Here is a 22,512-nt window from a genome sequence, read left to right on the forward strand (position 1 = left end):
GCAGCACATCCAGACTAGCCCACCCCTCAACCAAAAGCCAAAAAACGATCGGCAGGCTGAGCATCAGGAACTATTTGGTTCTCTCTATGGCTGCGGATAGGGGCTTTCCTGACAGAAGCCTATTTTGGCCAGGTAATCAAGGGATCCTGAGCCAGCCGATTCGAGACTTCGTAGGCTCCATAGCGATTCAGGTGGCTGGGATCTGAGAAATAGTCTGTTTCATTAGGCCATAAGTCAACCAGGTTACGGAAAACAAAGCCCTTCCCGATTGCTTTTTGGAGGATGAATTCCTGGAACTGCTGTTCATACTCCGATCGCACGGGATCGAGGTAGTCCTCCGTCAGGGGCAGATTGACAAAGACCAGAGGGATCTGGCGTTCCGCCAGGAACTGCACCAGGGCATCCAGGGCTTCAGCTTGTTTGCCTTCCAATTGGAAGGCTTCATAGTCACTGTCAAAATCTCCCGATACCCGGGCGAACTTTTGATAGTAAGTTGTGGGGTTAAACCGGATCGACAACGGCATGAAGCCACTGAAGTCAATGGCCTGGAGTAGAGAATCTTTCTTGGCTTCTGGGCTGAGGAGTTTGGTCTGGGTGGCTGGTTGATTCTGATTATGGGTTGGGGCCAGGTTTTGTTGGGCCAGAAGTTGAGCAGAGGTTAGTTTTTGGCGGGGCAGCCAGGCGGCCAGTCGATCGCGCAGAAACGTTTGAAGTTGCTCCTGCTGGGGGTAGACAGCGGATACAGCAGCCAACTTCTGGTTGAGAAAATCATTCACAGCGGCATAGCTACTGAGCTGGAAAGCAGGAGTTGTGGGGGCAGAAGGTTGCTGGGAGGTTGGACCTAGTGCAGGGGCACTCCCCTGGGAAAGACTGGGAGATGAGGTGAGGGTCGATCGACGTTCCTGGGTCAGACTTTTGTATCCTGCCGAAGCTAGCACACCATTGTAGGTGATGTCTATGCGACCGCTATTAAAGGCGCGGGCCCCATCTGCCCACAGGATGAACTTGGGCAGTTGTGCGGGGGTCAGTAACTCTCGGACCAGCAGATGGACGACCTGAACCGTTGCCCCATTAATCCCAAAATTGAAAACTCGCAGGTTAGGATGCCCTGCGGCAGCTAAGGCTTTCTCCAGAGCGACTGGGTCAATTCCCCTCAACGCCCGAGAGCTGCCAACAATCAAAATATCAGGGGGGCCAGACTCGCTAATATGCTGGAGATACAGCGCCAGTTGTCGATCGAGTTGACGGGTGTTAAAGGTGGGATAACGACTGGGTACCTCCTGAACCAGCGGTCGATTCCACTGGTTTTGTGGCGAGTCCAGGGGATTTTCAATCCGGACAGAGGAAGAGGCAATATTAGCAATATTGCTGGGCTCCAGGGGAGGCGGGGATGCTGTATCTGTTTGGGTAAACCCCGAGGAGTTGAAGACACGCCTGCGATCCTGCCCTGATTTATTGAGGGATAGGTTGGGCAGATTGGGAATGGCTGCTGGTTTAGTGGGCTGGGCCGGAGGTTTGGGTTGAACCACAGGGGTGGTCTCTGCCAGAGCCGCCTCCTGATGCATACGGGCCTGAAGTTGGAGAAACTCTCCCAGTAGCCGATCGCTACCTAGAACTAGGAGTAGACCCAGGATGGTCCAGACCAAGGCTGTCCGCCCATCGGGTTGCCCTGCTCCCAGCAGCGCAGGCGGGGTAGACTCAGGCAATAGAGTCATGGCAGAGGACGATTCTGGTTCCGTGGCGGCAAAGATTTGGGTCAAGATCAGGAAGCGTCGGCATCCCTCTACCAGACGCTGGGGGATCCGGACTAGTTGAGTCGGGAGATCTGGAGGAATAGGGTCTGCGGGAGGAACTAAATCTCCCGGTTCCAGGAGTAAAGCCCCCACATAGGCATCCGAGGCAGCAAATTCTGGCGTGGGTTGGGGCACCAGCCGATGCCGCTGCACAAAGTCAAAACCATAGTTCCAGAGTGGACGTTTCTGGCCTGCCCGCCGTCCATAAATCCGTAGACCCACCAATTTCGGCACCTGAAGCTGCCGGATCAGCTTCACCGCTTCGGTCGTCACCTGCTCCTGTTTGGGGCAGGTAGGCCCATCGACCATGATGTGCAGCAGATGATCACGGGGCAGCAACTGCACCCGCAGGCCGCCCGTTGCCAGCCACCAGTCCAGATCAGGATTCAGCAGCCGATGCAGTAGAAACAGGAGGGCGGGCTGGTCACCCTGGTGAGCCAGGTTTAAAGCTGAACTGGCTAGAGCTGCATGAAGCGTGGCAGGGAGGGTTAGCCATTCCACCCAGACAGGGACATCCTGTCCGGCAACCTGACCATAAAGAGCAGCGGCCAGGATGCCTTGGGGCGCAATCTTTTCCAGAAGTGGGGCCACAACCTGCAGGACTTTTCCTCGATCGGGGGCGGCTTTGCCATTGCTTCTGCCCGGAGTTTGTTCGCAGAGCAGGTGCAGGGTAGATTCTTTCAGCGAGGCAGTCAGGGTGATGGCCTGCACCTCTAGGCTCTGATTCAGGAGGCAAACGATCGCCTGGACATCCCCCCAGCGAGCCCACTCCTCCAGCATTTCCTCGGCTGGCGTCAGATCAATTCGCAGAGTCCAGTTAATGGTGTCCTCGCCGATGACGCGGCTGAGGACGATGGCATCCCGGAAGTGGCTCAGCCTCAGATCCCGCAATTTCTGAGTAATGGGCTCAGCGATCAGGGCTGGATCAGGGCTGTAGGTGGAATCGCAAAATACACAGAGGCGACGATTACGCTGCTGCTGCTCCAGATTGGTCCCAGCCGGGTAGTCGATCGCCTTCACACTCACCTGAACAGCTACTTCCAAAGCGCTCAGGGTTTCACTCAGATAGCGAGCGATCGCGTCCCCATTTCCCTGGCGAGCCAAACTGTAGTTCGAAAGAACCAGGGCAGAACAGGAGGCAACGGCTGTCGCACTGAGCTCGGGTTGTTCTGCAGGGACCTGTGGTGGAGTGGCAGAACTGGATCGAGCTTTGCTGGATGGGTCCAGTTGTTCCAGATAGCGATCGAGTTGATTCAGGTAGATCAACTTTGCCCAACTGGGGCGACTCTGATTTGAAACCCGACTGTAGACATAGACCTGATATACAGGTGGGTTTTGGGGAGGCAGCAGATCTTCCAGATTGGTAGCAGCCAGGAGGCGCAACAGACGGGGAATGACAATCCCTACCCTGGGGCTCTGGCTGGCTTCGCACAGGATATGGAGGTTATTGGCTTGAACCCGGACTTTGATCTGGGCCTCTCTCAAGCCAATGCCTAACTGAGCCCACTGTTCCAGGGCAGTTTGACGGTTCCCAGAGGGCTTTTCTTGGGCAGTCGTGGGGGAAGGACTAGTTTTTTTCGGGGCGGGTTCTCCCTGTTTGGCTGGGGAAAAGCCATGACCGTTTTGCCCAACTGGAAATCCCCCCTCTGACTTGGGGATAGTTCCCCCTGGTTCATGAGGAGTTTCAAGCATTGTCCGATCGCGAGAAACAGTCCGCTCGTCTAAACTCAATCTCAGAGCCTCAACTTAATAGTCCTGAAAGGGCAGTCAATCTTGCATCATAGGGATAGCATATCTTGCCCCGTTTTAACATAGAGGTCCAGAATTTTTTGCGATTCGGCCTCACAGGCTTCGGCTCTATTTCCTCTCGTTGATTGACCATTGATTTAGGACACCGTTAACCCCTATGCCATCTTCTGAACGCAAGCCTGATGCGGCTGACACTCTGCCCATTCCTCCCCAATTATTGCTCAGTCTGACCACCGCACCGCTATTGTTGGGGCTGGTGGCAGGTAGATTTGTGATGGAATGGGTACGAGAGGTGGGCCAGTTGAGCGAAGAAATATTTCGGGGCGATCGCCTGCCTGTCCTGGATTCAGAATCTCAGAGCCCTGACCAAGAAGCATCCTGAGGGGTGTGGTGTGGATTTGAGGGATTGGTTCAGGAATAATTCTTCGATCCCGCAGGAGAGTGACTCTACTTAATTGCGGATTACGAATAGAATGATTGAGTAAAAAAGTTTGCCTTCATCCTGTATCAGACTCCCATGAGTTCTATTCCTCACCCATCCGATGATGCGTCCCTCAATCTCTCAAGTTCAGGTAGCACCATAGAGCTTACACAAGCTTCGCCTAGGAGGCCGGAAGTGGAGGATCTTGAGACTATCCCAGCTACATTGACCGGCGACTTATTTTTGCGCCATCGGCTCAAAATCGTAGAAGACTTGTGGGAAGCCGTACTCCAGCAGGAATGTGGCCAGGAGTTAGTTGATCTACTGAATCAACTGCGGGCTCTCTGCTCTCCAGAAGGGCAGGCTCCTGACTCCGCCGAATCGGAGGCTCTGAAGGTGGTGGAGAAACTGGATTTGAATGAGGCAATTCGGGCCGCTCGTGCCTTTGCGCTTTATTTCCAGTTAATTAACATTGTGGAGCAGCATTATGAGCAGCGGGGACAACAACAGCAGTACCGCGCAGCTTATGAACAGGTTCCGGCTGAGATCAACCGCTCTGCTGTTCGGGCTGCCCCGCTGAGGGGGGGCCATGAGGCTGCGATCACAGCCGAAGCTGGTGAAGAAGCAACGCCGTTTCAGGCGGGTTTGCTTGAGAAAAGCTTGCAGGAAAGTGATCCGGCCCGCCGAGAATTGGGTACCTTTCACTGGCTCTTTCCCCGACTCAAGCGGTTGAATGTCCCGCCACAACAAATTCAAGCACTGATTTACAACCTGGACATTCGGCTGGTGTTTACGGCCCATCCGACTGAAATTGTCCGCCATACGATTCGAGACAAGCAGCGCCGTATTGCTAAGATCTTGCGACAACTGGATCATGTTGAGGAACGGGTGGGATCGCTGGATTGTTCCTGGGAAGCGGAAGAACTGCAAGCCCAGCTAACTGAGGAGATTCGTCTCTGGTGGCGCACTGATGAACTGCACCAGTTCAAACCAACGGTTCTGGATGAGGTGGATTACACCCTCCACTATTTCCAGGAGGTTCTATTTGATACCATTCCCCAGCTCTATCAGCGGTTTAAGCGGGCGTTGTCATTCTCCTTCCCCAGATTGCAGCCACCTCAGAACAGCTTCTGTAAGTTTGGCTCCTGGGTTGGGTCCGATCGAGACGGTAACCCATCTGTTACCCCGGCTATTACCTGGCAAACCGCCTGTTATCAGCGTAATCTGGTGCTGGATAAGTACATCCAGTCCATTCGCCGATTAACAGAGTTGCTCAGTCTTTCCCTTCACTGGTGTGATGTCATGCCAGAGTTGCTTGAATCTCTTGAGCAAGATCAGGGTTATCTGCCAGAAATTTACGACCAGCTCGCTATCCGTTATCGGCAAGAACCCTATCGTCTGAAACTGGCTTATATCTATCAGCGGCTGAAAAATACCCAGATCCGAAATCAACGGCTCCAGAATGGAAATTTTCTGCAGCAGGAACTGACGGAGATTAACCCGGGGACCCTCTACTGTGCGGGCTCAGAATTCCTGGCGGAGTTGAATTTGATCCAACGCAGTTTGGCCTCGACAGGATTAAGTTGTCGAGAGCTGGATCATCTGGTTTGTCAAGTAGAAATCTATGGGTTCAATCTGGCTAACCTGGATATCCGCCAGGAAAGCTCCCGTCATTCTGATACGTTGAATGAAATCACCTCCTACCTGCAGATTCTGCCCCGGCCTTACAACGAGATGAGCGATGCCGAACGTTCCCTCTGGCTGACCAGAGAACTGCAGACCCGTCGTCCCCTGATCCCGGCAGAATTGCCTTTCTCGGAAAAAACCTGTGAAACGGTCGAGACCTTCCGGATGATTCGCAAACTCCAGCAGGAGTTTGGCCCGGATATCTGCTGTACTTATGTGATTAGCATGAGTCATGAAGTCAGTGATCTGTTGGAGGTGTTGTTACTGTCGAAGGAAGCTGGGTTATATGATCCTGCTACTGGATTTGGCAATCTCCATGTAGTGCCCCTGTTTGAAACGGTCGAAGATCTGAAACGGGCTCCCTCGATCATGCGCTACCTGTTTGAGTTGCCCCAATATCGGGCCTATCTGGCAGGGGGCTATGGGATGCAGCAGGGTGAAGATGCGACTCCCTTTTCTCTTCAGGAAGTGATGCTGGGGTATTCTGACAGTAATAAGGACTCCGGATTCCTGAGTAGTAATTGGGAAATCCATAAGGCTCAGCAGGCGTTGCATAAACTGGCGGATGAGTTTGATGTTGCTCTGCGGATTTTCCATGGTCGAGGCGGATCAGTGGGACGAGGCGGTGGTCCGGCCTATGAAGCGATCCTGGCTCAACCGGGACGCAGTGTAAATGGGCGGATTAAGATTACGGAGCAGGGAGAAGTCCTGGCCTCTAAGTATTCTTTACCAGAACTGGCGCTTTATAATCTGGAGACTGTGACAACGGCTGTGATTCAAACCAGTTTGCTCCGCACTGGGTTTGATGATATCCAGCCCTGGCACGAAATTATGGAGGAACTGGCCATTCGCTCGCGGCATCACTATCGATCGCTCATTTACGAGCAGCCAGATTTTGTGGACTTTTTCCACCAGGTGACGCCGATCGAGGAAATCAGCCAACTGCAAATCAGTTCCCGACCTGCTCGGCGGGGCGGTAAGCGGGATCTGGGTAGCTTGCGGGCAATTCCCTGGGTCTTTAGCTGGACGCAAACCCGCTTTCTCCTGCCTTCCTGGTATGGTGTTGGGACGGCCCTACAAGATTTCTTGCAAGAAGAACCGGAAGCCCACCTCAAACTATTGCGCTACTTCTACTACAAGTGGCCTTTCTTTAAGATGGTGATTTCCAAATGTGAAATGACCCTGGCTAAAGTCGATCTTCAAATTGCCCATCACTATGTGAGTGAGCTGACCCAGGTGGAGGATCGCGATCGGTTTGAGCGGGTCTTCCAGCAAATTGCGGATGAATTTCACCTGACCCGTGAACTGGTGCTTTCGATCACAGGTCATAAGCGACTTCTGGATGGCGATCCAGATCTCCAGCGATCGGTGCAATTACGGAATGGGACGATCGTCCCTCTGGGCTTTTTGCAGGTTTCCCTGTTAAAACGCTTGAGGCAGCACCATAACAGTTCTTCCGCTGCGATCATCCGGTCTCGATATAGTAAGGGTGAACTACTACGGGGGGCGCTCCTGACGATCAATGGTATTGCTGCCGGAATGCGTAATACAGGCTGATCCTGAATTGATGGCCAGAGGCATGCCGGGTTCATGGTGACAGTAGGGGCATTCCCTCTGATGCACCGGACCGGTTCAACGGTTGTAGTTGGGCTTGGCACGGCTATAACAACATGTGTCAATTCGCTGGAATATGACTGTAATCCTGGCTGAGGGATTGTAGTAGTGATATATACTGAACTGAAAGTCATCGGTGATGCCCTATGACTCCTTTACTTCGCTGCACATTACTACTTGTGACCCTGCTGGCTGTTCCGATCTGCGTGATAGAGCAAAGCGTTGCTGGTCTCTCTCCTGAAGTGCCGAGGCCACGTCAGATTAATCCTATTGCCCTGGGTAATACTGATTCCTTGGGGTCTGGTAATCGGCTCAAGTGTGGTTACGTGAAGGATATGAAGTACGCTCCACCTCCGACTAAAGCCCCTGATGGAGCCAATCGGGTCGCAGTAGAAGAGCCATTAAACCGCTGTGGTGGTGCGAGAACGGTAGACGGTAGGTTCGCAGTGGCTATCCTGCCCAGTTCAGGGTTTAGTCAAACCCTGGCAGAGTATCCGACATTCCTTATCTACATGCCTTTTACGTCGGTTCAGGAGGGTATCTTTAGCCTGTCAACCAGCCCTAACAGCTATCCCTACTACCAGGCAAGAGCCCAGTTGACGGGTAACCGAGGGATTATTCGTTTTCAGTTGCCTTCCAGTGCGCCTAACCTGGTGGCTGGTAAAAAGTATTTCTGGCAGTTTAGATTTAGCGCTGTGACCAATGAAAGTGAGAATCAGCTACTGGTGATTCGGGGGCAGATTCAGCGCATTAATGCCAGCGCAACTCTCCAGAATCAGCTTGCGATAGCTGCCCCAAGGCAGAAAGCCGCAATCTATGCTAATAACGGGATCTGGCAGGATGCCCTCACAACACTGGCCCAACTGAAGTGTGCCAATCCTGGCGATCAGGGCATTGCTAGCGATTGGTCTTCCCTGCTACAACAGGTTGAATTAAAAGAATTGGCCATGGAACCCATTATTGGGGTTACGGTGCAGCCAGACAAAAAGATTACTACGAAGAAAACTCCCAACTCGACTGGTCCAGGACCCACATCCTGTCCCCTCTACCTTAAATAATTTTCTGACGGGCACACCCGCTGATTTTACATCCCAATTTGTCTGACATGATCGAGCATCTGCAGGCCGTGAATCAGGGATGCTCCGCCGCGAATCGCAGTGGCGACGTGAATGGCTTCGGTCATCTGCTCTAGGTCGGCTCCTTGCTGCAGGGATTCTTTGCTGTAGGCATCAATACAATAGGGACATTGCACCGTGTGAGCGACGGCCAGAGCAATGAGCGCTTTTTCTCTGGCTGATAAAGCTCCATCGGCAAAGACTGCACTATAGTAAGCAAAGAATTTTGTCGCCAGTTCCGGGTTGCCTTCACGGATCTGGCTGAAGTGGTTCAGGTGCTCAGGATTGTAGTACTGCTCTGTCATGATCGAGTGCTTGGGATTACCAGGATTTAGGTTGCGGCTCAGGCATTCTGCCAGTAGCGCAAGGGTGAACTTGGCTCAACTTTATCTGAAAAATTTCGTCTCTTGGTTCAATCAACCCTGATTTGCTACAAATTGGCTGGATGATCCTTGATAGGCTAACACTGTAGTCATAATTTTTGGTTAGATAAAACTGGGTCGCTGAATTGCCCTTTGTTGGTTTCAATCGGGAGACATGCTAAGTCACACAATCCTATCTACCCCAATCTCTTTGCTGGCTCGCCTGAAACAGCAATTTTGGTGCCAGACATACCGCTGGTCGCTTCCTGCCCTGGTTTGGCTCGCTACTATTGCTCCAGCGGGGGCTCAGGTTGAGTTACGAGTTGCCCTTGAAGAAGGGGTTTCCCAGGTTCAGGTTGCCAGTTCTACCAAAGCGATCGTGCGGGAGAGTACCGGACGTTTGTTGGGTGAGATGCCTCCAGGGAGTGCTTATGATGCTCGCATGGGTCCCAAAGGCATTACCTTGTCCAATCAGTTTCCTGGGAGCAAGCTCTGGATTGAGCCCACTGCCGGAGGCTATGTTTGGGTGGGCGATCGCTGGTATCGAGGGCGTCTGTTGTTGCTTCCCGCCGCTAAAGGACTGACCGTCATTAACTTTGTCGATCTGGAACAGTACCTCTACAGTGTTCTGGGTGGTGAAATGAGGCCAGACTGGCCCCAGGAGGCTCTGAAAGCTCAGGCTGTGGCTGCGCGATCCTATGCGCTTTACAAGCGTCAGCATGCAAGCAAGAAACTGTTTGATCTGGGGGATAGCACTGCCTCTCAGGTTTATAAAGGGCTGATCTCAGAATCTGCTGGGACGCAGATGGCGGTTCGAGAGACACAGGGGCAGGTGTTGATTTATAAAGGTCAGATTATTCAGGCCGTGTTTCACTCTTCTGCTGGCGGACGCACAGAGAATTCCGAATTTGTTTGGACGCAAGCGTTGCCCTATCTGCGGAGTGTCCCAGATTTTGACCAGGGAACTCCCAATTATGAGTGGGTCAAAGTCTTCTCCAGTCAAGAACTGAAAGCCCGCCTACCCGGATTGGGGAATATCTTGTCCTTTATCCCGCAACGGCTGGCACCCAGTGGACGTATTATCACGATGAAAGTTGTTGGTGATGCAGGCAGCCGGATCATGAGTGGTAATGACCTGCGCAATGCCTTGAACTTAAAGAGTACCCTGTTTGTCGTGACGCCCCAGGCTGCAACCAATGGCATTAAGGATAATGTCAGGACTCCTTCCCTGGCTTTCCAGGTGAGTGGTCGTGGTTTCGGACATGGCTTGGGCATGAGTCAATGGGGCGCCTACAACATGGCAGTTCGAGGCATGAATTATCAGCAAATTGTTCTCTATTACTACAAAGGAGCGGCTCTCGCTCGGATTCAAGTCCGTTAGTTCGGGAAATGATTCCCGGATGAAATAGCGCAGAGACCTCAGCAATTGAGCCCTGTTGTCCTTCGATGAGCACCCCTAAGATGATCGGTAAATCAGGGTGCTTATTGAACCATGACTACAGGGCAATTTGATGCGGTGCAGGTTGACCCCCAGGGCTGGGCTCAGAGCGACGACGCTTCTGAACTTGTGTTGTCGGGGATGGGCAGACCGCTCTTTGAACAACCGGATCTCACTCCATCCGATTCCCTCCTCCTGAACTGTCTGCAACGGCTTGAGGCTGTTGAGTCATCGCTGCAGGTTTTGATGGCAGCGGCTCAGGTTCAAATCAGTGAACAACGAGATCTGCGTCAGAACAGCGATGCCCTGGCCAGCCAGTTAACGGACTTGCAAACGGCGATCGGTCATCTCAGCCAGGGACTGTCTCGACAATCCCCACTGAGTTCTACGGATCTGAAACCCCTGGAGGATCAGCTGGTTCAACTGGGCACCTTGATTTGCCCTGGCCCTTCTAGCTTGCAGTTGTTGGGTGGAGGCATGGCGGTGCTGTCTGCCGTTCTGGTCCTCTACACCAGCCTTGTTCTCCGCCCAACTTACCTCAGCCTGAGCCGGATGCTATCCCAACAGCAGGGGGCGATCAGTCATCTCCTGGCCTGCACACTCAACCCCAAAACGACCCCGTGCAAGGACCTTCGCCGGTCGATCGACAAGCAGCAGTCCCCCACCAAGCCATCTCGCCTTCCCTCCCCCCTGTAAAGCCGCAATCAATCGCGGCTTTACAGACCTGTGATGGGATGTCTTTCCCTGAATCTAGAGAGCCGCGATCAATCGCAGCTCTAAGTCCGTCGTGGCTTCATATCTTTGCATACCCTCTCCTAAAACCATGAATCAAACGCCGAAACGCTTCGCTCTCTTTTGTCTGCTGGGCTTTTGTCTGGCTGGATTACTGGCGATCGTTATTTCTGAACCAAAGATCAGCCGCAGTCAGCCCCAACCTGCTGCCACAATCGCCCTTCCTGCGACCTCTCCCACAAGCTCTGCTGGTCCGGTTGCTGGCCAGACTCTTGCAGTTCCGGATCCTGCTAAAGTCACCCGTCCTAGTCCTGCGGCAAATCCCTTGTATCCCATCAAACTCAATGGGAAATTTGGCTATATCAATGTTGCTGGCCAAGTTGTCATTCCGCCTCAGTTTGAGGAGGCCAGGTTCTTCTCTGAAGGGATGGCAGCAGTTAGGGGCAACGATCCAACAGTAAAACCTGCAGCAACCTCTCGGTATCGCCAGGCTCAATGGGGGTTCATCAATCTTCAGGGTCAGTGGATCACTGGGGCCGAATTTGATCAAGTCAAGCCCTTTTCAGAGGGATTGGCTGCCGTCCAGATCAATAGCACAGGGTCTAGTCTCTGGGGATTTGTCAACAAAACAGGTCAAATGGTTATTCCCCCTGCTTACACAGAAGTCGAATCCTTTCAGGAAGGGCTGGCAGCCGTGGAAATCGATCGGCAATGGGGCTACATTGATTCCTCTGGCAGCATGAAGATTCAGCCGCAATTTGCTCCAACAGCGGGAAGAAATGAACCCCCCCACTCTTTCTCGGAAGGACTGGCAGCAGTCATGCCTGCTCAAAGCAATGGCCGCTCTTCTGGCTATGGTTACATCAATTTTGCCGGTGAATTTGTGATTCAACCGTCTTATAGATTAGCCTTACCCTTCTCGAATGGCCTTGCTGCCGTAATGGTCAGAGACAAATTTGGTTTTATTGACCCTACCGGTGCGATGGTGATTCAGCCTCAGTTTCAGATGGCTCAACAGTTTTCCGAAAACCTGGCCCAAATTGCCTTTGACCAAAACCCTGATGATAGGCGCTGTCCTTACCTGCAGGGTTATATTGACAAAACGGGACGAACCACGATCGCACCTCAATTCTGTCTGACCCGTCCGTTTTCGGCTGGGTTGGCCCTGACCGATCGGGGATTTATCAACAAATCTGGCCAGGTTGTTTTGAAACCGGATGGGGTAGTTGAGGGTGAGTCATCCTTTGGCCGTGGTTTGGTTCAGATAGCGGTCGATCGCAAAGTCGGGTACGTGGACAGAACCGGTCGATACATCTGGCAACCGACAGAGTGATCTGGCACGAGTCATAGTCTTTCTTCGTAATTCAGGAATATTGCAATGCCAAAGATTTTTTTGGATGGGCAGATCAATCTGACCCAACAGAATCCCGATCGCTACGAAACATTAGGTAACCTGTCTCAAGTAGAGGCCCAACAATTATCGAGGGCAGTTTTCGGGAATGGCCCTGGGGCTGAACTCCTGAATCTTCTGGACCAGCAGTACAGCAATGGCACAGGGACGCTGATCAAGCGAGAAATTGCCCTGGCTCGCCATGAGGGGGGGTTGAGATTTGGGCGAGAGAATCCAGACCCCGCCAGTGGTTACAATTTTGGCACCTTCCAGATTGGCGGGTTGGATACGACGGCATCAGAGAGCCGAGCGAAGTACGATCGCAATTTACAGGCAGGTCTGAAGCTATACCAGCAACTAACGGGTAAAACCGTTGATCCAGCTACCCTGACCCTGGCCGATCGAGATATTATTTGCCACCTCGGTTACATCTACACCGAAAGACAACGCTCCTACAATGGCGAGTATTATGCAAACGCTCCAGGTCGTCCGCCAGAGGCTATTTTTCGGGATTTAGGCAATCCGGCTCTGCCTGTTAACCAGGCGGTTGAACTCATGTCGAGTGGTATCCAGGGAGGCATTCGCGACATCGGGGAAGATGTCTATCGTATGCAAAGCCAACTGGTTGTGGACAAGCAGCAGATGAGTCAAGCGGTTGAGCAGGGCCGCACCCTCATGCAGGGAACCGTTGGCTTGGGAGATGTCGGCGCAGATGTGAAGGAAATTCAGACTCGTTTGAAAGCACAGGGCTATCCCATTCAAGTGTCTGAATCGTTTACCAGAGAAACTCAGCAGGCCGTTATGGCTTTTCAGCGTCGTCAAGGGTTGGAGGCCGATGGTGTTGTAGGGCCAAACACATGGGATGCCTTGTCCCCAGTCTCCCGATCGCAGCAAACCATGACACCAGATCGTACCCCCCAAGTAGAACAAGAGGCACAGAATAATACGGCGATGGAAAAAAATGTGGAAACTGCCGCAACGTCTGCATCTGTCACAACCAATTCCGTTGAAACCAAGCGTGTCAGTCCTGAACCCGCTCAGGCTCAGGCTGAAATTCCAAATCGAATTGAACTCCCGAATGGAGATCGGACGGCGAAGCATAATTTCACGATCAAAGCTACTGCTCAAACTGCCGTTAACGGCAAAGTTGTGTCTGGAAGTCCTTCGAACTCAATTCAGTCAGATGCGCCATTGCTTCGGTATGGCGATCGAGGTCAGGCGGTGACGCAGGTGCAGACAGCCCTCAATCAGAGGGGGGCCAGTATTGTTGTGGATGGGGTTTTTGGTGCCCAAACACAGCGGGCTGTGGTTGGTTTTCAACGGAGTCAAGGACTGGAGCCAGATGGCATCGTCGGTCCCAGTACTCGCGGTGCCTTGGGGTTAGCGCAGCGACAACCGGGTCAATCCCCATTATCTGTGCAACAGACTCAGGCCACTGCCACCAACCCATCCTTGAAGCTAGATCGTCTGAGAATCCCTGCTGGTAATACGTACTATGGCGCACCCCGTGATGGAGGCAATCGACAGCACGCTGGCACAGATACCTACAATCCAGCACAAGATGGCAGAACTGAGGCAGCCAAATCGAGTCTGGGCGGCATCATTCTCAAGGTCGAAGTGCAAAGAGATGCTGGTGGTAACCCCGTTGGCTATGGCTCATACATCGATATTTACAATCCCACCCTGGGAGTAGTTGAGCGGATTGCAGAATTCGATACTCCCAAGTTTTCTCCAGCAGATGTGGGCAAGGTCATTCCCGCAGGAACTGTGGTCGGAACGGGGGCAAGTCTGACTGAAGTGATTCACCGGGAAGTTCGTCCCTATGCAATCTACCGACAAGGCCCCAATTCTCAATATGGTTTTGCGGGGACAGTGGATTGGGCAGATTTCATGGTGAGGAATGGCATTTACAAGCTGGAAGGTAATGATCTAGTTCCCACAGGACGGGTATTACCAGCACAGCAGATAGAGAAGATTCAGGCTTCTCTAACACCAGAGGTTCAGGCAGATGTTGACAATGTGATTGCCCAGGGGACGCCCCAGGACATCCCTTTTGCTCTGGCCGATCATCTGAGCGAACAGACAACTCTGCTTGATATGCTATCGCTCGACTCCAAAAACGATTCACTAAATTCAGAGGCCCAGCAGAATCGCCAGGCCGTCTTGCAACCGTCAAATTCCCTGAGTCAGGCATCAACTCAGGCCTGTCAGCAGACCAGCGGCATGGAGCTTGACTAAAAAGGGCTCGTTCAAGAGTGGGGCTCGTTCAAGCGGCGATCCCACTCCGCATCAAGTCGGGCTGACTGGTTGACTTCCTGTTCTAACAGATCCGTTTCGGTGGTGTAGGCTAGATCTTCCTGCCGGATAACGGTTTCATTGGCAAACTGACGGGCATACTTGAGCTTCCGCTGTAGCGGCTCGTTCTCGTCTGCCCGATTCAGTTGGAGCGATCGGATCCGCCGTTCTTTATTCCGAGCCTCGATCTGACGATTGCGCCACTGGACCCAAAAGTAACGGATGAGTGGAATCCCCAGGAAACCAACCCCATAGCCCAACAGCAACCCGTAGATGGATTGGGTAAAGGCGACCAAACCCCCCAGTTTTGCAGCAACGATCCCATCTCGCAGCATGGCTCCCAGCACTAGGGCACCAATGAGATTCACAGCACCCAATCCGGCTGCCAGCATGAGCTGGCCGGACCCTGCTTCACTAAAGCGCCAAGGCTTTTCCTCCAGATAGGCTGGAACTGACTTGGAACGCTGTCCCGCTGCAGTGGTTTGCAGTTCTGGAAAGTGATAGACAATGTCCCCCTCCGGACTGACTTCTGGCCGACCGTCGAAGCGAGCCAGAACGGGCAGCATATATTCTTCGTATTCCTGGGCAAATCCCTGACCGGTGCTATCCAGATAGGGGGCAATTTGCTCTGCTGTGACAGCCCCTTTGTTATTGCGGATGACGGCTGCGATCGTCTGCCAGCGCCGCTCCTCTAGATTAAAATTGGGATTGCCATCCCCAAAGATGAAGGAGAACACGGCCTCCAGAAAATTCATCTGGGGTTCTTGATTGAACTGGGAGTAGCGCTGCTCATAGCGCCGATCGTAATAATCTGGGTAAAAGATCCAGAAGAAATCTGGACCAAACCAGAAATGGGGCATGTAAATTGCCCCTCCTCCCCCTCCAGAATCATGCCGATCGTCACTGTCTCGACTGGAGTTGGTCGCTGTGATGATCACAATAATAGTCACGACAATCAAGATGATAGACAGAATCAGAACAATTCCGAATGAGATCCGAATCAAATAAAACAGAACCCGCCAGACTTTCTGCCACCATTCCTGTAAGCGCAAACGGAAATACTTATTTTGCAGGATCGATCGAAAATTTTTCGGGAAAAGATAGACAATTTCCCCCGATTCGGATACCTGTAGGTGGCCGCCTGCCTCCGATGCCAAAGCTAGTAACCCCTGTTGGGCCAGGTTGACCTCCAGACCTGCCTGGGTAGCCACGTCCCCTGTTGTAACTCGGTAGCCGAGCTTCTCGACAGCCTGCATGATGGTAGGGTTAGGAGCCATACACGTTATCCCTTAGCGTTAGGAAATACCTTACTTCTTCCAGTATAAAAGCCCCAAAAGTTATTCTTACAGCACCCCATCTCTCTGGCTTACGGGAAAAGCGCGGCAGAACAGTATCGGTTTCGACCCAGCCGTTTGGCCTCATAAAGGGCTTGATCTGCAGTCGCAATTAACCTATCCGTTGTTAATTCTTGGCTAGGAACAACGGTTGCAATTCCGACACTGGCTGTAACGTACTGGCTGATGGGGGAAGCTCTGTGATCAATTGTCAGGAGCTGAATCCCGTTGGTAATAGCTTCAGCTACAGCAATAGCTCCTGCAGTGGTTGTGTGGGGTAAGATCACAACAAATTCTTCACCGCCATAACGGGCGGCCAGGTCAGTGGAGCGTTTAACCGCTTGTTTGATCGCCTGAGCTACCTGGATTAGACAGGTATCGCCTATTTGATGACCATAGCTATCGTTATAAAGCTTGAAATAGTCGATATCACAAAGCAGCAGGGATAGGGTTGTTTTCTCTCGTTGTGCCCGCTGCCATTCCTGCTGGAGATAGAGGTCAAAACTGCGACGATTGGCCAATCCGGTCAGGCTATCGATCGTAGCCAGGCGCTCCAGTTCTCCATTCGCAGTTTGGAGAGCGGCCTCGGCCTGTTTCCGATCTGTGATATCTCGTACCATGACCAGGACTTCATCCTCTCCGCAAACAGTGATGCGGACTTCCTCGTAATGAAAGTCCTCCCCGATCGTCAATTGGTGCTCGTATACCTGAAGTTCACCGGTCGCTAGGGCTTGGTGGGTGTACTGCATTCTTTTTTCTGCCAGTTCAGGTGGCAGGATGTTGTAAACGTTAGCCCCTGCTTTGGATTTTTGAGGCTTAAAGAGCTGAAAACTGCTGCTCCTGAACACCTGCAAGTATGTGCCATTCCGGTGCATGCGAATTAAGAGGTCGGGAATAGCCTGCATCATGGCTTTATTGGTCAGCTCGCTCTGGCGCAGAGCTCCTTCGATCTGTTTCAGTTCAGTGACGTCCCGACAAACCATCAATACAGAGTCGATCGACCCATTACCAGAAGATTCAGGCACTAGACGGGCATGGTAATAGGCCAACTGTGTCGGGGAAGGATAGGCAAATTCAAGGGTTTGTTCTTGTCCAGTATCGAAAACTTTCTGCCCTGCTGCTTGCCAAAGATCTACCAGTGGTTGAGGCAACCCCAGTTCCTGAGCTGTATTGTGCATAAATCTGGAGGCAGAAATCCCGGTCTTCTGTTCGATCACGGGATTGACATAGAGAGGTTGAAAGCATCGATCCCAGCGAATGATGATATCAGGGGAATGTTCGATCAGGGCTTTATTTTCCTGCGCTTGCTGATGCAGGAGTTCATCAATCAGCTTCCGATCGTGGACATCTCGATGAGTTCCTGACATCCGCAGCGGAGAACCATCACGATCAAAGGCAACTACCTTCCCATAGTTGGCTATCCATTTCCACTCCCCTGCTTGAGTTCGTAACCGGTATTCAAACTGATAGATAAAGGCATGGTTTTCTAGATGGGCTTTTAAAATGTCCATCACCCAGGGTTTATCATCTGGATGGATGAGGCTTTCCCAGGCCCGGATATGTTTTGGAAGATCATCAGAAGCGTAACCCAGCATGTCCAGCCAGCGGGGGCTAAAGTATGCTTCACCCGTTTTCAGATTCCAATCCCATAATCCTTCCCCCGATCCTTCTAAAGCTAATTCGAGACGCTGACGGCTTTCCCATAAGGCTGTTTCGGCTTGTTTGTTCTGGAGATCAATCTGGTTCAAAGTCCTGGTGGTTTTCAAAATAACGCTACCCATAACCAGTGTCACCAGAATGCTCTGCACAGCGACCTGAGCTTCTGCACTGTAGAGTTGTCTGGTGTAGCCTAGCTGACATAGTTTGCCAATCAGCGGGGGAGCTAGTATGGCGATCGGCATCACCTGACGAGCGATCAGGCTGCCCTGTCCCTCACCACTGATCAGGAGCATAATGCCGCGATCGGGACGGGCGAAAACAATGCTGGTGCCGAGTAACAGGAAATTAATTGCTGCTGGAAGGGTCATCCCAGTATGGAGTCCCGCATGGTGAAGGAAGGCATCGCCGTACCCCAGGAAACCCAAAAAAGCAATCAGCCAACCTGCTACACCCAGCACTTGGGTGATGAGATAGTTTGGCTGTTGGATGTTCAGAATCAGCATGGCTGAGCCCAACAGCAGTGAGGCGATGACTGCATCGGGTGCCACTTGTTCTGGACTTGGATAGCTGCCTTCCATGTTGGGCTGCGGCAGTAGCACCTGATCGAGGCCCAGATCAACGTGGAATCCGTACTGAGTTAAGGTCAGCACTGCAATAATCACAAGAACTGCTGCTGCTGTTAGGTTGAGCCATTGCATAATCTGTTTGGATTGTGCATGTTGAATTTTGCCTTGCTGATGCCAGAGCCAGAGAGACAGACCTCCCAGGATAAAGGTAAGGACAGTGTTGGTCTTGATTGTTGGCCAGCTTGAAGCAAAGCCTTTGAAGAGATATAGGTCAGCGATCCAGCCTAATAGCATGGCTAAACCAATCAGGACCACAACGATGGCTAGACTTTCGGAGGCCAGACGAAAAAAAACCATGCGTTGGGTTGAGGGCACTGGGAGTCGCGCAGCTGTGGCTGTTTCCATAAGCTTCTAAGTTTCCTCAATGGGCAAGCATCTTTTTAAGATGTCATTGCATCTTAAAAATGCCACCGCATCTTAAAAATGCCACCGCATCACCAGAAGAATATCAATCCTCTGGGTTTAGATTGCAAGATAGCTTACGCCTATGAAAAATTAGTATCCTCTCAGACGTCTAACCAGAGACTCAAAGCGGGTTACCGCCAGATCCAGATTTTCTAGCACATGGGGGTTAAGGTCATTGGTTGAAGCAGAGCGCTCCTGCTGGGGCGGTTCTTTCCCATAGCCCAGATGACTAACTGTTTCTCGTAAGCGATCGGAGAGAGAGAAGGCCAGCGATCGGTACAATCGAGATGCAAACCCCAAATCATTATTGAGCTTTCGATTGAGCTGTTGTAAAGGAATTGAGAGCACCAAGGATGGCTCGATCGCTTCCACGGTTGCAGAAGGTAGGTGAGAATCAATAAAAGACATTTCGCCGACCACCTCACCGACTGAGAGGCGGGCAATTTCCTGACCACCTAGGGCATCGACTGATACGGCCAGAGTTCCTTTTAACACGATGTAGAGGGCATCAATCTCCTCTCCTTCCTGGATCAGAATTGTGCCCGTCGGAATTTCCTCCCGACGTCCTACATAAACCATCCAATCAAAATCTTCATCGCTCAGCTCTCCAAGAATGAATAGAACCTTCTTCATAGCTTTTAGGTACTGTGGCCTAACTGGAAGGTTGATTAGCGGTTTGGGCAGCTTGAATCGCTTTTTCCAGTTGAGCTAAAGCATACTCCAGTTGAGGTCCTGGATCGAGAACGATCCAGCCCTCTGGGGTCAGTTGCCAGAACTCAAAATGGAGGTGGGGACCAGTCGAATTTCCAGTACTACCAACGCGACCGATGACAGTACCTTGTTCAACCCAATCACCCGGTTTGACCAAGATTTCGGACAGATGAGCGTAAAGAGTTTGCTGGGTTCCCTTGTTATGGGAAAGGGTGATTGCCAGCCCATAGCCACTCTGGACATCCGCAACTTCAACTCTGCCAGTATAGACTGCTACAACAGGAGTGCCTAGAGGAGCTGCCAGATCGGTACCTGCATGGAACCGCTGATCGCCGGTAATGGGGTGAACGCGCCAGCCAAAATTAGAGGTAATGGGAGCCAAAACAGGTAGAGGAAAGATCAGGCTAATGTTGCCATTGCCTAATCTGACCGGGAGTTGGGTAGACCAGTTTTTGTAGTAGGCCCGGCTGGCAGCCGTGGTGACCCCTGCAGGATAAATCTCGGTATCACTGCCATACCCTGCGGGCTGGTAAGCCCTTGTACTGCCACCCCCTTCAGCACCTCGAACAGAGGCAGACTGGCCAACAATTGCGCCTAAGGTACTGGCTGCCACCCCCAGGGGATTCTGGGTGGAGAACAGGGTGTTTAAGTTAGAAGTCAAGCCAACCAGGACTCCCTGATTGCTGCTAGCCATAATTTCTGCCTGCACTGTAGAGCTTTGGGCGACCTGACGGGCAACATCATACTGATTTTGGCTGGCGTAGTTGGCCAGATTTTCTTTTTGCTTGGCTTGCTTGGCAGGAATATCCCGTTGGACCAGCTCTGACAATTTGCGCTGCAAGAGTTGCGATCGCTGTTGTTTCCGACTGAGGGCTTCGGAGGGTGGCGCAGGCGTGATTACAGGAGTTGGGGCAGCAGGTTGGCTTTCGGGGGGTATGGTAGCCGCAGGTTGTGGGGCGTCAGACTGGTTTTCTTCAGGGGCCTGATCCGGAGGAATCAGGTTTGGGGCTGGGGAAGATGGGGCAACGGAGGATTCTGTCGTTGGGGGTTCAGTTGCAACCCGAAAGGGGATGGACGATCCAGGGGTTGCCCTTTGAACCAGGACAACTGCAGAACCTGGAGGGACAACCTCAATGGGCTTGTAGGGCCGATTCATCTGCTGTAGAAGCAACGAGGACGACAGATCTAACATTGCGATAATTCGGATAGGGTGGAAGCTACTTCGGAATCAGGGCAGAGTCGCAGTTCAATCCGTTAACCAGATCTAGTGAATCAGCTCTGGAAGTCATTTTTGCCTGTGAAATTTAACACTTGCCGAATAGCTTCCGCAATAATATCCGCAAAACTTCCCAATGCCAATTATTCAAGATTTCTTACTTGACAAATTGCTGAATGCTATGTGCAATGCTTTAGCATCCTATATTGAATAGGATTTTCCCCCGCAATCATCGTTGGCAGGAAAACCCCGACCCATGGAATTCACCTCAATTACTTATGGCCTTTTGTTACTCAGTGTTCTGGGTATCTACTGGTCAGTTCAACGAGAACCGCTCAAGCTTTTAACGCTACTGGTTGCGAGTCTGGTTTTTTACTGTGCCATGCAGGTTGAAAACGTCCCAAAGGTTGAGGGAGTCCCCCGCGTGGAATATGTCCCCATTCTGCTGATCTTGCTCCTGCTGATGGTGGTGGTCAATTTCCGGCTGGGTCTAGAGTTAGGGGAAAATGTGACGACGGGCTCCCACACCAGGGACTGGCAACTGACCAATGAAGACTGGCAATTTGCTCAGCAGGACTGGGGGCATCGCCGGTTCAAGCTATTGTGGCTCGGCATCATTTTCAATGTTTTGCTCCTGTTCAGCTTTAAGTACATCCCGTTTTTCCTGGAAACGGTCCGGGCAGGATTTCATTTCGCAGCGGCTGGGCAAAGCGCAACCTGGGTGAAGGCTAATCTGATTGCCCCTTTGGGGCTGAGCTTCTTCTGCTTTGAGTGTATTGCCTACCTGGTTGATGTGTATCGGGGAGCACCGGCGACACCTAACCTGCTGCAGTTCGCGACCTATAAATTGTTCTTTGCCAAACTCGTCTCTGGTCCTATCACTCGCTACCATCCCTTTATTGCCCAGTTGAAGAGTCAACGGGGACTCCGGGCTGATCAGGGGATTGAAGGCTTGTGGTTGATTGGCTGTGGTGCCGTGAAGAAGGTGCTGCTGGCCGATCGATTAGGAATTTTTGTGGATATCAGTTTCAATAATCTGCAACGGGCGGGAAGTGGTGATCTCTGGCTGGCCACCTTTGCTTACGGACTGCAGATCTACCTGAACTTCAGTGGCTATGTCGATATTGTGCGTGGCAGTGCAATGCTTTTAGGCTTTAACCTGCCGGAAAACTTTGATTTTCCGTATTTCAGCACCAACATTGCAGACTTCTGGCGACGCTGGCATATCACTCTGGGGGACTGGCTCCGCAACTATCTGTACTTTCCTTTAGGGGGGTCACGCAGCGGGTTGATCAGAACCTGCGTGAATCTCATGCTGGTAATGCTGATCGCCGGGATCTGGCATGGAGCAGCCTGGGGTTTTGTTGTTTGGGGCGGGTTGCATGGTCTGGCTCTGGTAGTACATCGTTTGACAGAGTCTCAAGTGAGCCGGATTGACTGGTTAAAAAGCCTGTGGCGAACTCCTCTACTCTTACTGCCATCCTGGTTCCTGACTCAGGCGATGGTGTTCTCATCCTGGATTTTCTTCCGCTTGCCTGATTTAAAAGAATCGGGTTGGGTTGTGCAGCATTTGTGGGGTCATGGGGCTGACACCCAATTCGCCCAAAAAGTTTACGTTGAAACCCTCGGCTTGGAGGCGGCTCAAATCAGTTTTTTGCTATGGTTACTCGCAGCTTTGATGGGGCTGACTTACTTGATTCAGCGGCAATTAAAGCTGCAACTAAACTGGCCATTGAAGTTAATGCTGGTGCCCCTTTGCTTTTATGCGAGCTGGATTCTGGCTCCGAAGGGGGATATGCCCTTTATTTACTTTGATTTTTGAGGGGCTTTCTGAGAGGAATTAATCAGGACATCTCAACAAGGTGCTGGCAATTAAAGCTGCGATTAGAAGGAATATGCGCCTCAAGTTGTATAGAGATTGCGTTACAAAAATTTACGTATATTCGTGAACAAATTTACAAAAACA

14 protein-coding genes are annotated in these 22,512 nt (G+C 51.9%); 8 read left to right on the forward strand and 6 right to left on the reverse strand.

The features are described 5' to 3' along the window. Positions 1-119: 119 nt before the first annotated feature. Positions 120-3,485, reverse strand: a complete 3,366-nt coding sequence (locus tag BST81_RS22345; protein ID WP_083637018.1) for a DUF1574 family protein — start codon at positions 3,483-3,485, stop codon at positions 120-122. A 214-nt stretch (positions 3,486-3,699) separates the two neighbouring features. Here BST81_RS22345 and BST81_RS22350 point away from each other — a divergent pair, with 214 nt between their 5' ends. From BST81_RS22350 to BST81_RS22360, 3 genes are all read left to right on the forward strand, one after another. Continuing rightward, complete coding sequence (locus BST81_RS22350; protein WP_075600732.1) at positions 3,700-3,924, forward strand: hypothetical protein; 225 nt, start codon at positions 3,700-3,702, stop codon at positions 3,922-3,924. 234 nt (positions 3,925-4,158) lie between these two features. After that, positions 4,159-7,206, forward strand: a complete 3,048-nt coding sequence (gene ppc / locus BST81_RS22355; protein ID WP_075600733.1) for a phosphoenolpyruvate carboxylase — start codon at positions 4,159-4,161, stop codon at positions 7,204-7,206. Between the two features lie 203 nt (positions 7,207-7,409). Next, positions 7,410-8,321, forward strand: a complete 912-nt coding sequence (locus BST81_RS22360) for a DUF928 domain-containing protein (RefSeq protein ID WP_083637020.1) — start codon at positions 7,410-7,412, stop codon at positions 8,319-8,321. Between the two features lie 26 nt (positions 8,322-8,347). On the opposite strand, the gene BST81_RS22365 is transcribed toward BST81_RS22360, so the two are convergent. Next, complete coding sequence (locus BST81_RS22365; RefSeq protein ID WP_075600735.1) at positions 8,348-8,683, reverse strand: arsenosugar biosynthesis-associated peroxidase-like protein; 336 nt, start codon at positions 8,681-8,683, stop codon at positions 8,348-8,350. 232 nt (positions 8,684-8,915) lie between these two features. Here BST81_RS22365 and BST81_RS22370 point away from each other — a divergent pair, with 232 nt between their 5' ends. From BST81_RS22370 to BST81_RS22385, 4 genes are all read left to right on the forward strand, one after another. Next, positions 8,916-10,121, forward strand: a complete 1,206-nt coding sequence (locus BST81_RS22370) for a SpoIID/LytB domain-containing protein (RefSeq protein WP_075600736.1) — start codon at positions 8,916-8,918, stop codon at positions 10,119-10,121. A 111-nt stretch (positions 10,122-10,232) separates the two neighbouring features. After that, positions 10,233-10,874 (forward strand): hypothetical protein, encoded by a 642-nt coding sequence (locus BST81_RS22375; protein ID WP_075600737.1) that lies wholly within the window; start codon positions 10,233-10,235, stop codon positions 10,872-10,874. 127 nt (positions 10,875-11,001) lie between these two features. After that, positions 11,002-12,243: a WG repeat-containing protein gene (locus BST81_RS22380; protein ID WP_075600738.1), complete on the forward strand. Its 1,242-nt coding sequence runs from the start codon at positions 11,002-11,004 to the stop codon at positions 12,241-12,243. 45 nt (positions 12,244-12,288) lie between these two features. Further along, positions 12,289-14,538, forward strand: a complete 2,250-nt coding sequence (locus BST81_RS22385) for a peptidoglycan-binding protein (RefSeq protein ID WP_075600739.1) — start codon at positions 12,289-12,291, stop codon at positions 14,536-14,538. An 11-nt stretch (positions 14,539-14,549) separates the two neighbouring features. Here the strand turns inward: BST81_RS22385 and BST81_RS22390 are convergent, their stop codons facing one another. From BST81_RS22390 to BST81_RS28985, 4 genes are all read right to left on the reverse strand, one after another. Next, positions 14,550-15,872 (reverse strand): hypothetical protein, encoded by a 1,323-nt coding sequence (locus BST81_RS22390; RefSeq protein ID WP_075600740.1) that lies wholly within the window; start codon positions 15,870-15,872, stop codon positions 14,550-14,552. 89 nt (positions 15,873-15,961) lie between these two features. Beyond that, on the reverse strand, positions 15,962-18,559 hold the full coding sequence (locus BST81_RS22395; protein WP_075600741.1) for a GGDEF domain-containing protein: 2,598 nt from the start codon (positions 18,557-18,559) through the stop codon (positions 15,962-15,964). Between the two features lie 150 nt (positions 18,560-18,709). Continuing rightward, complete coding sequence (locus BST81_RS22400; RefSeq protein ID WP_075600742.1) at positions 18,710-19,252, reverse strand: cyclic nucleotide-binding domain-containing protein; 543 nt, start codon at positions 19,250-19,252, stop codon at positions 18,710-18,712. A gap of 19 nt (positions 19,253-19,271) precedes the next feature. Further along, positions 19,272-20,522, reverse strand: coding sequence for a peptidoglycan DD-metalloendopeptidase family protein (locus BST81_RS28985; RefSeq protein ID WP_083637021.1), 1,251 nt, complete (start codon positions 20,520-20,522; stop codon positions 19,272-19,274). A gap of 280 nt (positions 20,523-20,802) precedes the next feature. Between BST81_RS28985 and BST81_RS22410 the strand changes: the two genes are divergently transcribed. Next, complete coding sequence (locus BST81_RS22410) at positions 20,803-22,368, forward strand: MBOAT family O-acyltransferase (protein WP_075600744.1); 1,566 nt, start codon at positions 20,803-20,805, stop codon at positions 22,366-22,368. Positions 22,369-22,512: the final 144 nt, after the last annotated feature.

The sequence above is a fragment of the Leptolyngbya sp. 'hensonii' genome (genome assembly GCF_001939115.1).
Taxonomy (GTDB): Bacteria; Cyanobacteriota; Cyanobacteriia.

What these genes read in the sequence shown, in the direction of transcription:
- BST81_RS22345 (WP_083637018.1), bottom strand. Translation starts at nt 3,485, where the DNA reads ATGCTTGAAACTCCTCATGAACCAGGGGGAACTATCCCCAAGTCAGAG.
- BST81_RS22350 (WP_075600732.1), top strand. Translation starts at nt 3,700, where the DNA reads ATGCCATCTTCTGAACGCAAGCCTGATGCGGCTGACACTCTGCCCATT.
- BST81_RS22360 (WP_083637020.1), top strand. Translation starts at nt 7,410, where the DNA reads ATGACTCCTTTACTTCGCTGCACATTACTACTTGTGACCCTGCTGGCT.
- BST81_RS22365 (WP_075600735.1), bottom strand. Translation starts at nt 8,683, where the DNA reads ATGACAGAGCAGTACTACAATCCTGAGCACCTGAACCACTTCAGCCAG.
- BST81_RS22370 (WP_075600736.1), top strand. Translation starts at nt 8,916, where the DNA reads ATGCTAAGTCACACAATCCTATCTACCCCAATCTCTTTGCTGGCTCGC.
- BST81_RS22375 (WP_075600737.1), top strand. Translation starts at nt 10,233, where the DNA reads ATGACTACAGGGCAATTTGATGCGGTGCAGGTTGACCCCCAGGGCTGG.
- BST81_RS22380 (WP_075600738.1), top strand. Translation starts at nt 11,002, where the DNA reads ATGAATCAAACGCCGAAACGCTTCGCTCTCTTTTGTCTGCTGGGCTTT.
- BST81_RS22385 (WP_075600739.1), top strand. Translation starts at nt 12,289, where the DNA reads ATGCCAAAGATTTTTTTGGATGGGCAGATCAATCTGACCCAACAGAAT.
- BST81_RS22390 (WP_075600740.1), bottom strand. Translation starts at nt 15,872, where the DNA reads ATGGCTCCTAACCCTACCATCATGCAGGCTGTCGAGAAGCTCGGCTAC.
- BST81_RS22395 (WP_075600741.1), bottom strand. Translation starts at nt 18,559, where the DNA reads ATGGAAACAGCCACAGCTGCGCGACTCCCAGTGCCCTCAACCCAACGC.
- BST81_RS22400 (WP_075600742.1), bottom strand. Translation starts at nt 19,252, where the DNA reads ATGAAGAAGGTTCTATTCATTCTTGGAGAGCTGAGCGATGAAGATTTT.
- BST81_RS28985 (WP_083637021.1), bottom strand. Translation starts at nt 20,522, where the DNA reads ATGTTAGATCTGTCGTCCTCGTTGCTTCTACAGCAGATGAATCGGCCC.
- BST81_RS22410 (WP_075600744.1), top strand. Translation starts at nt 20,803, where the DNA reads ATGGAATTCACCTCAATTACTTATGGCCTTTTGTTACTCAGTGTTCTG.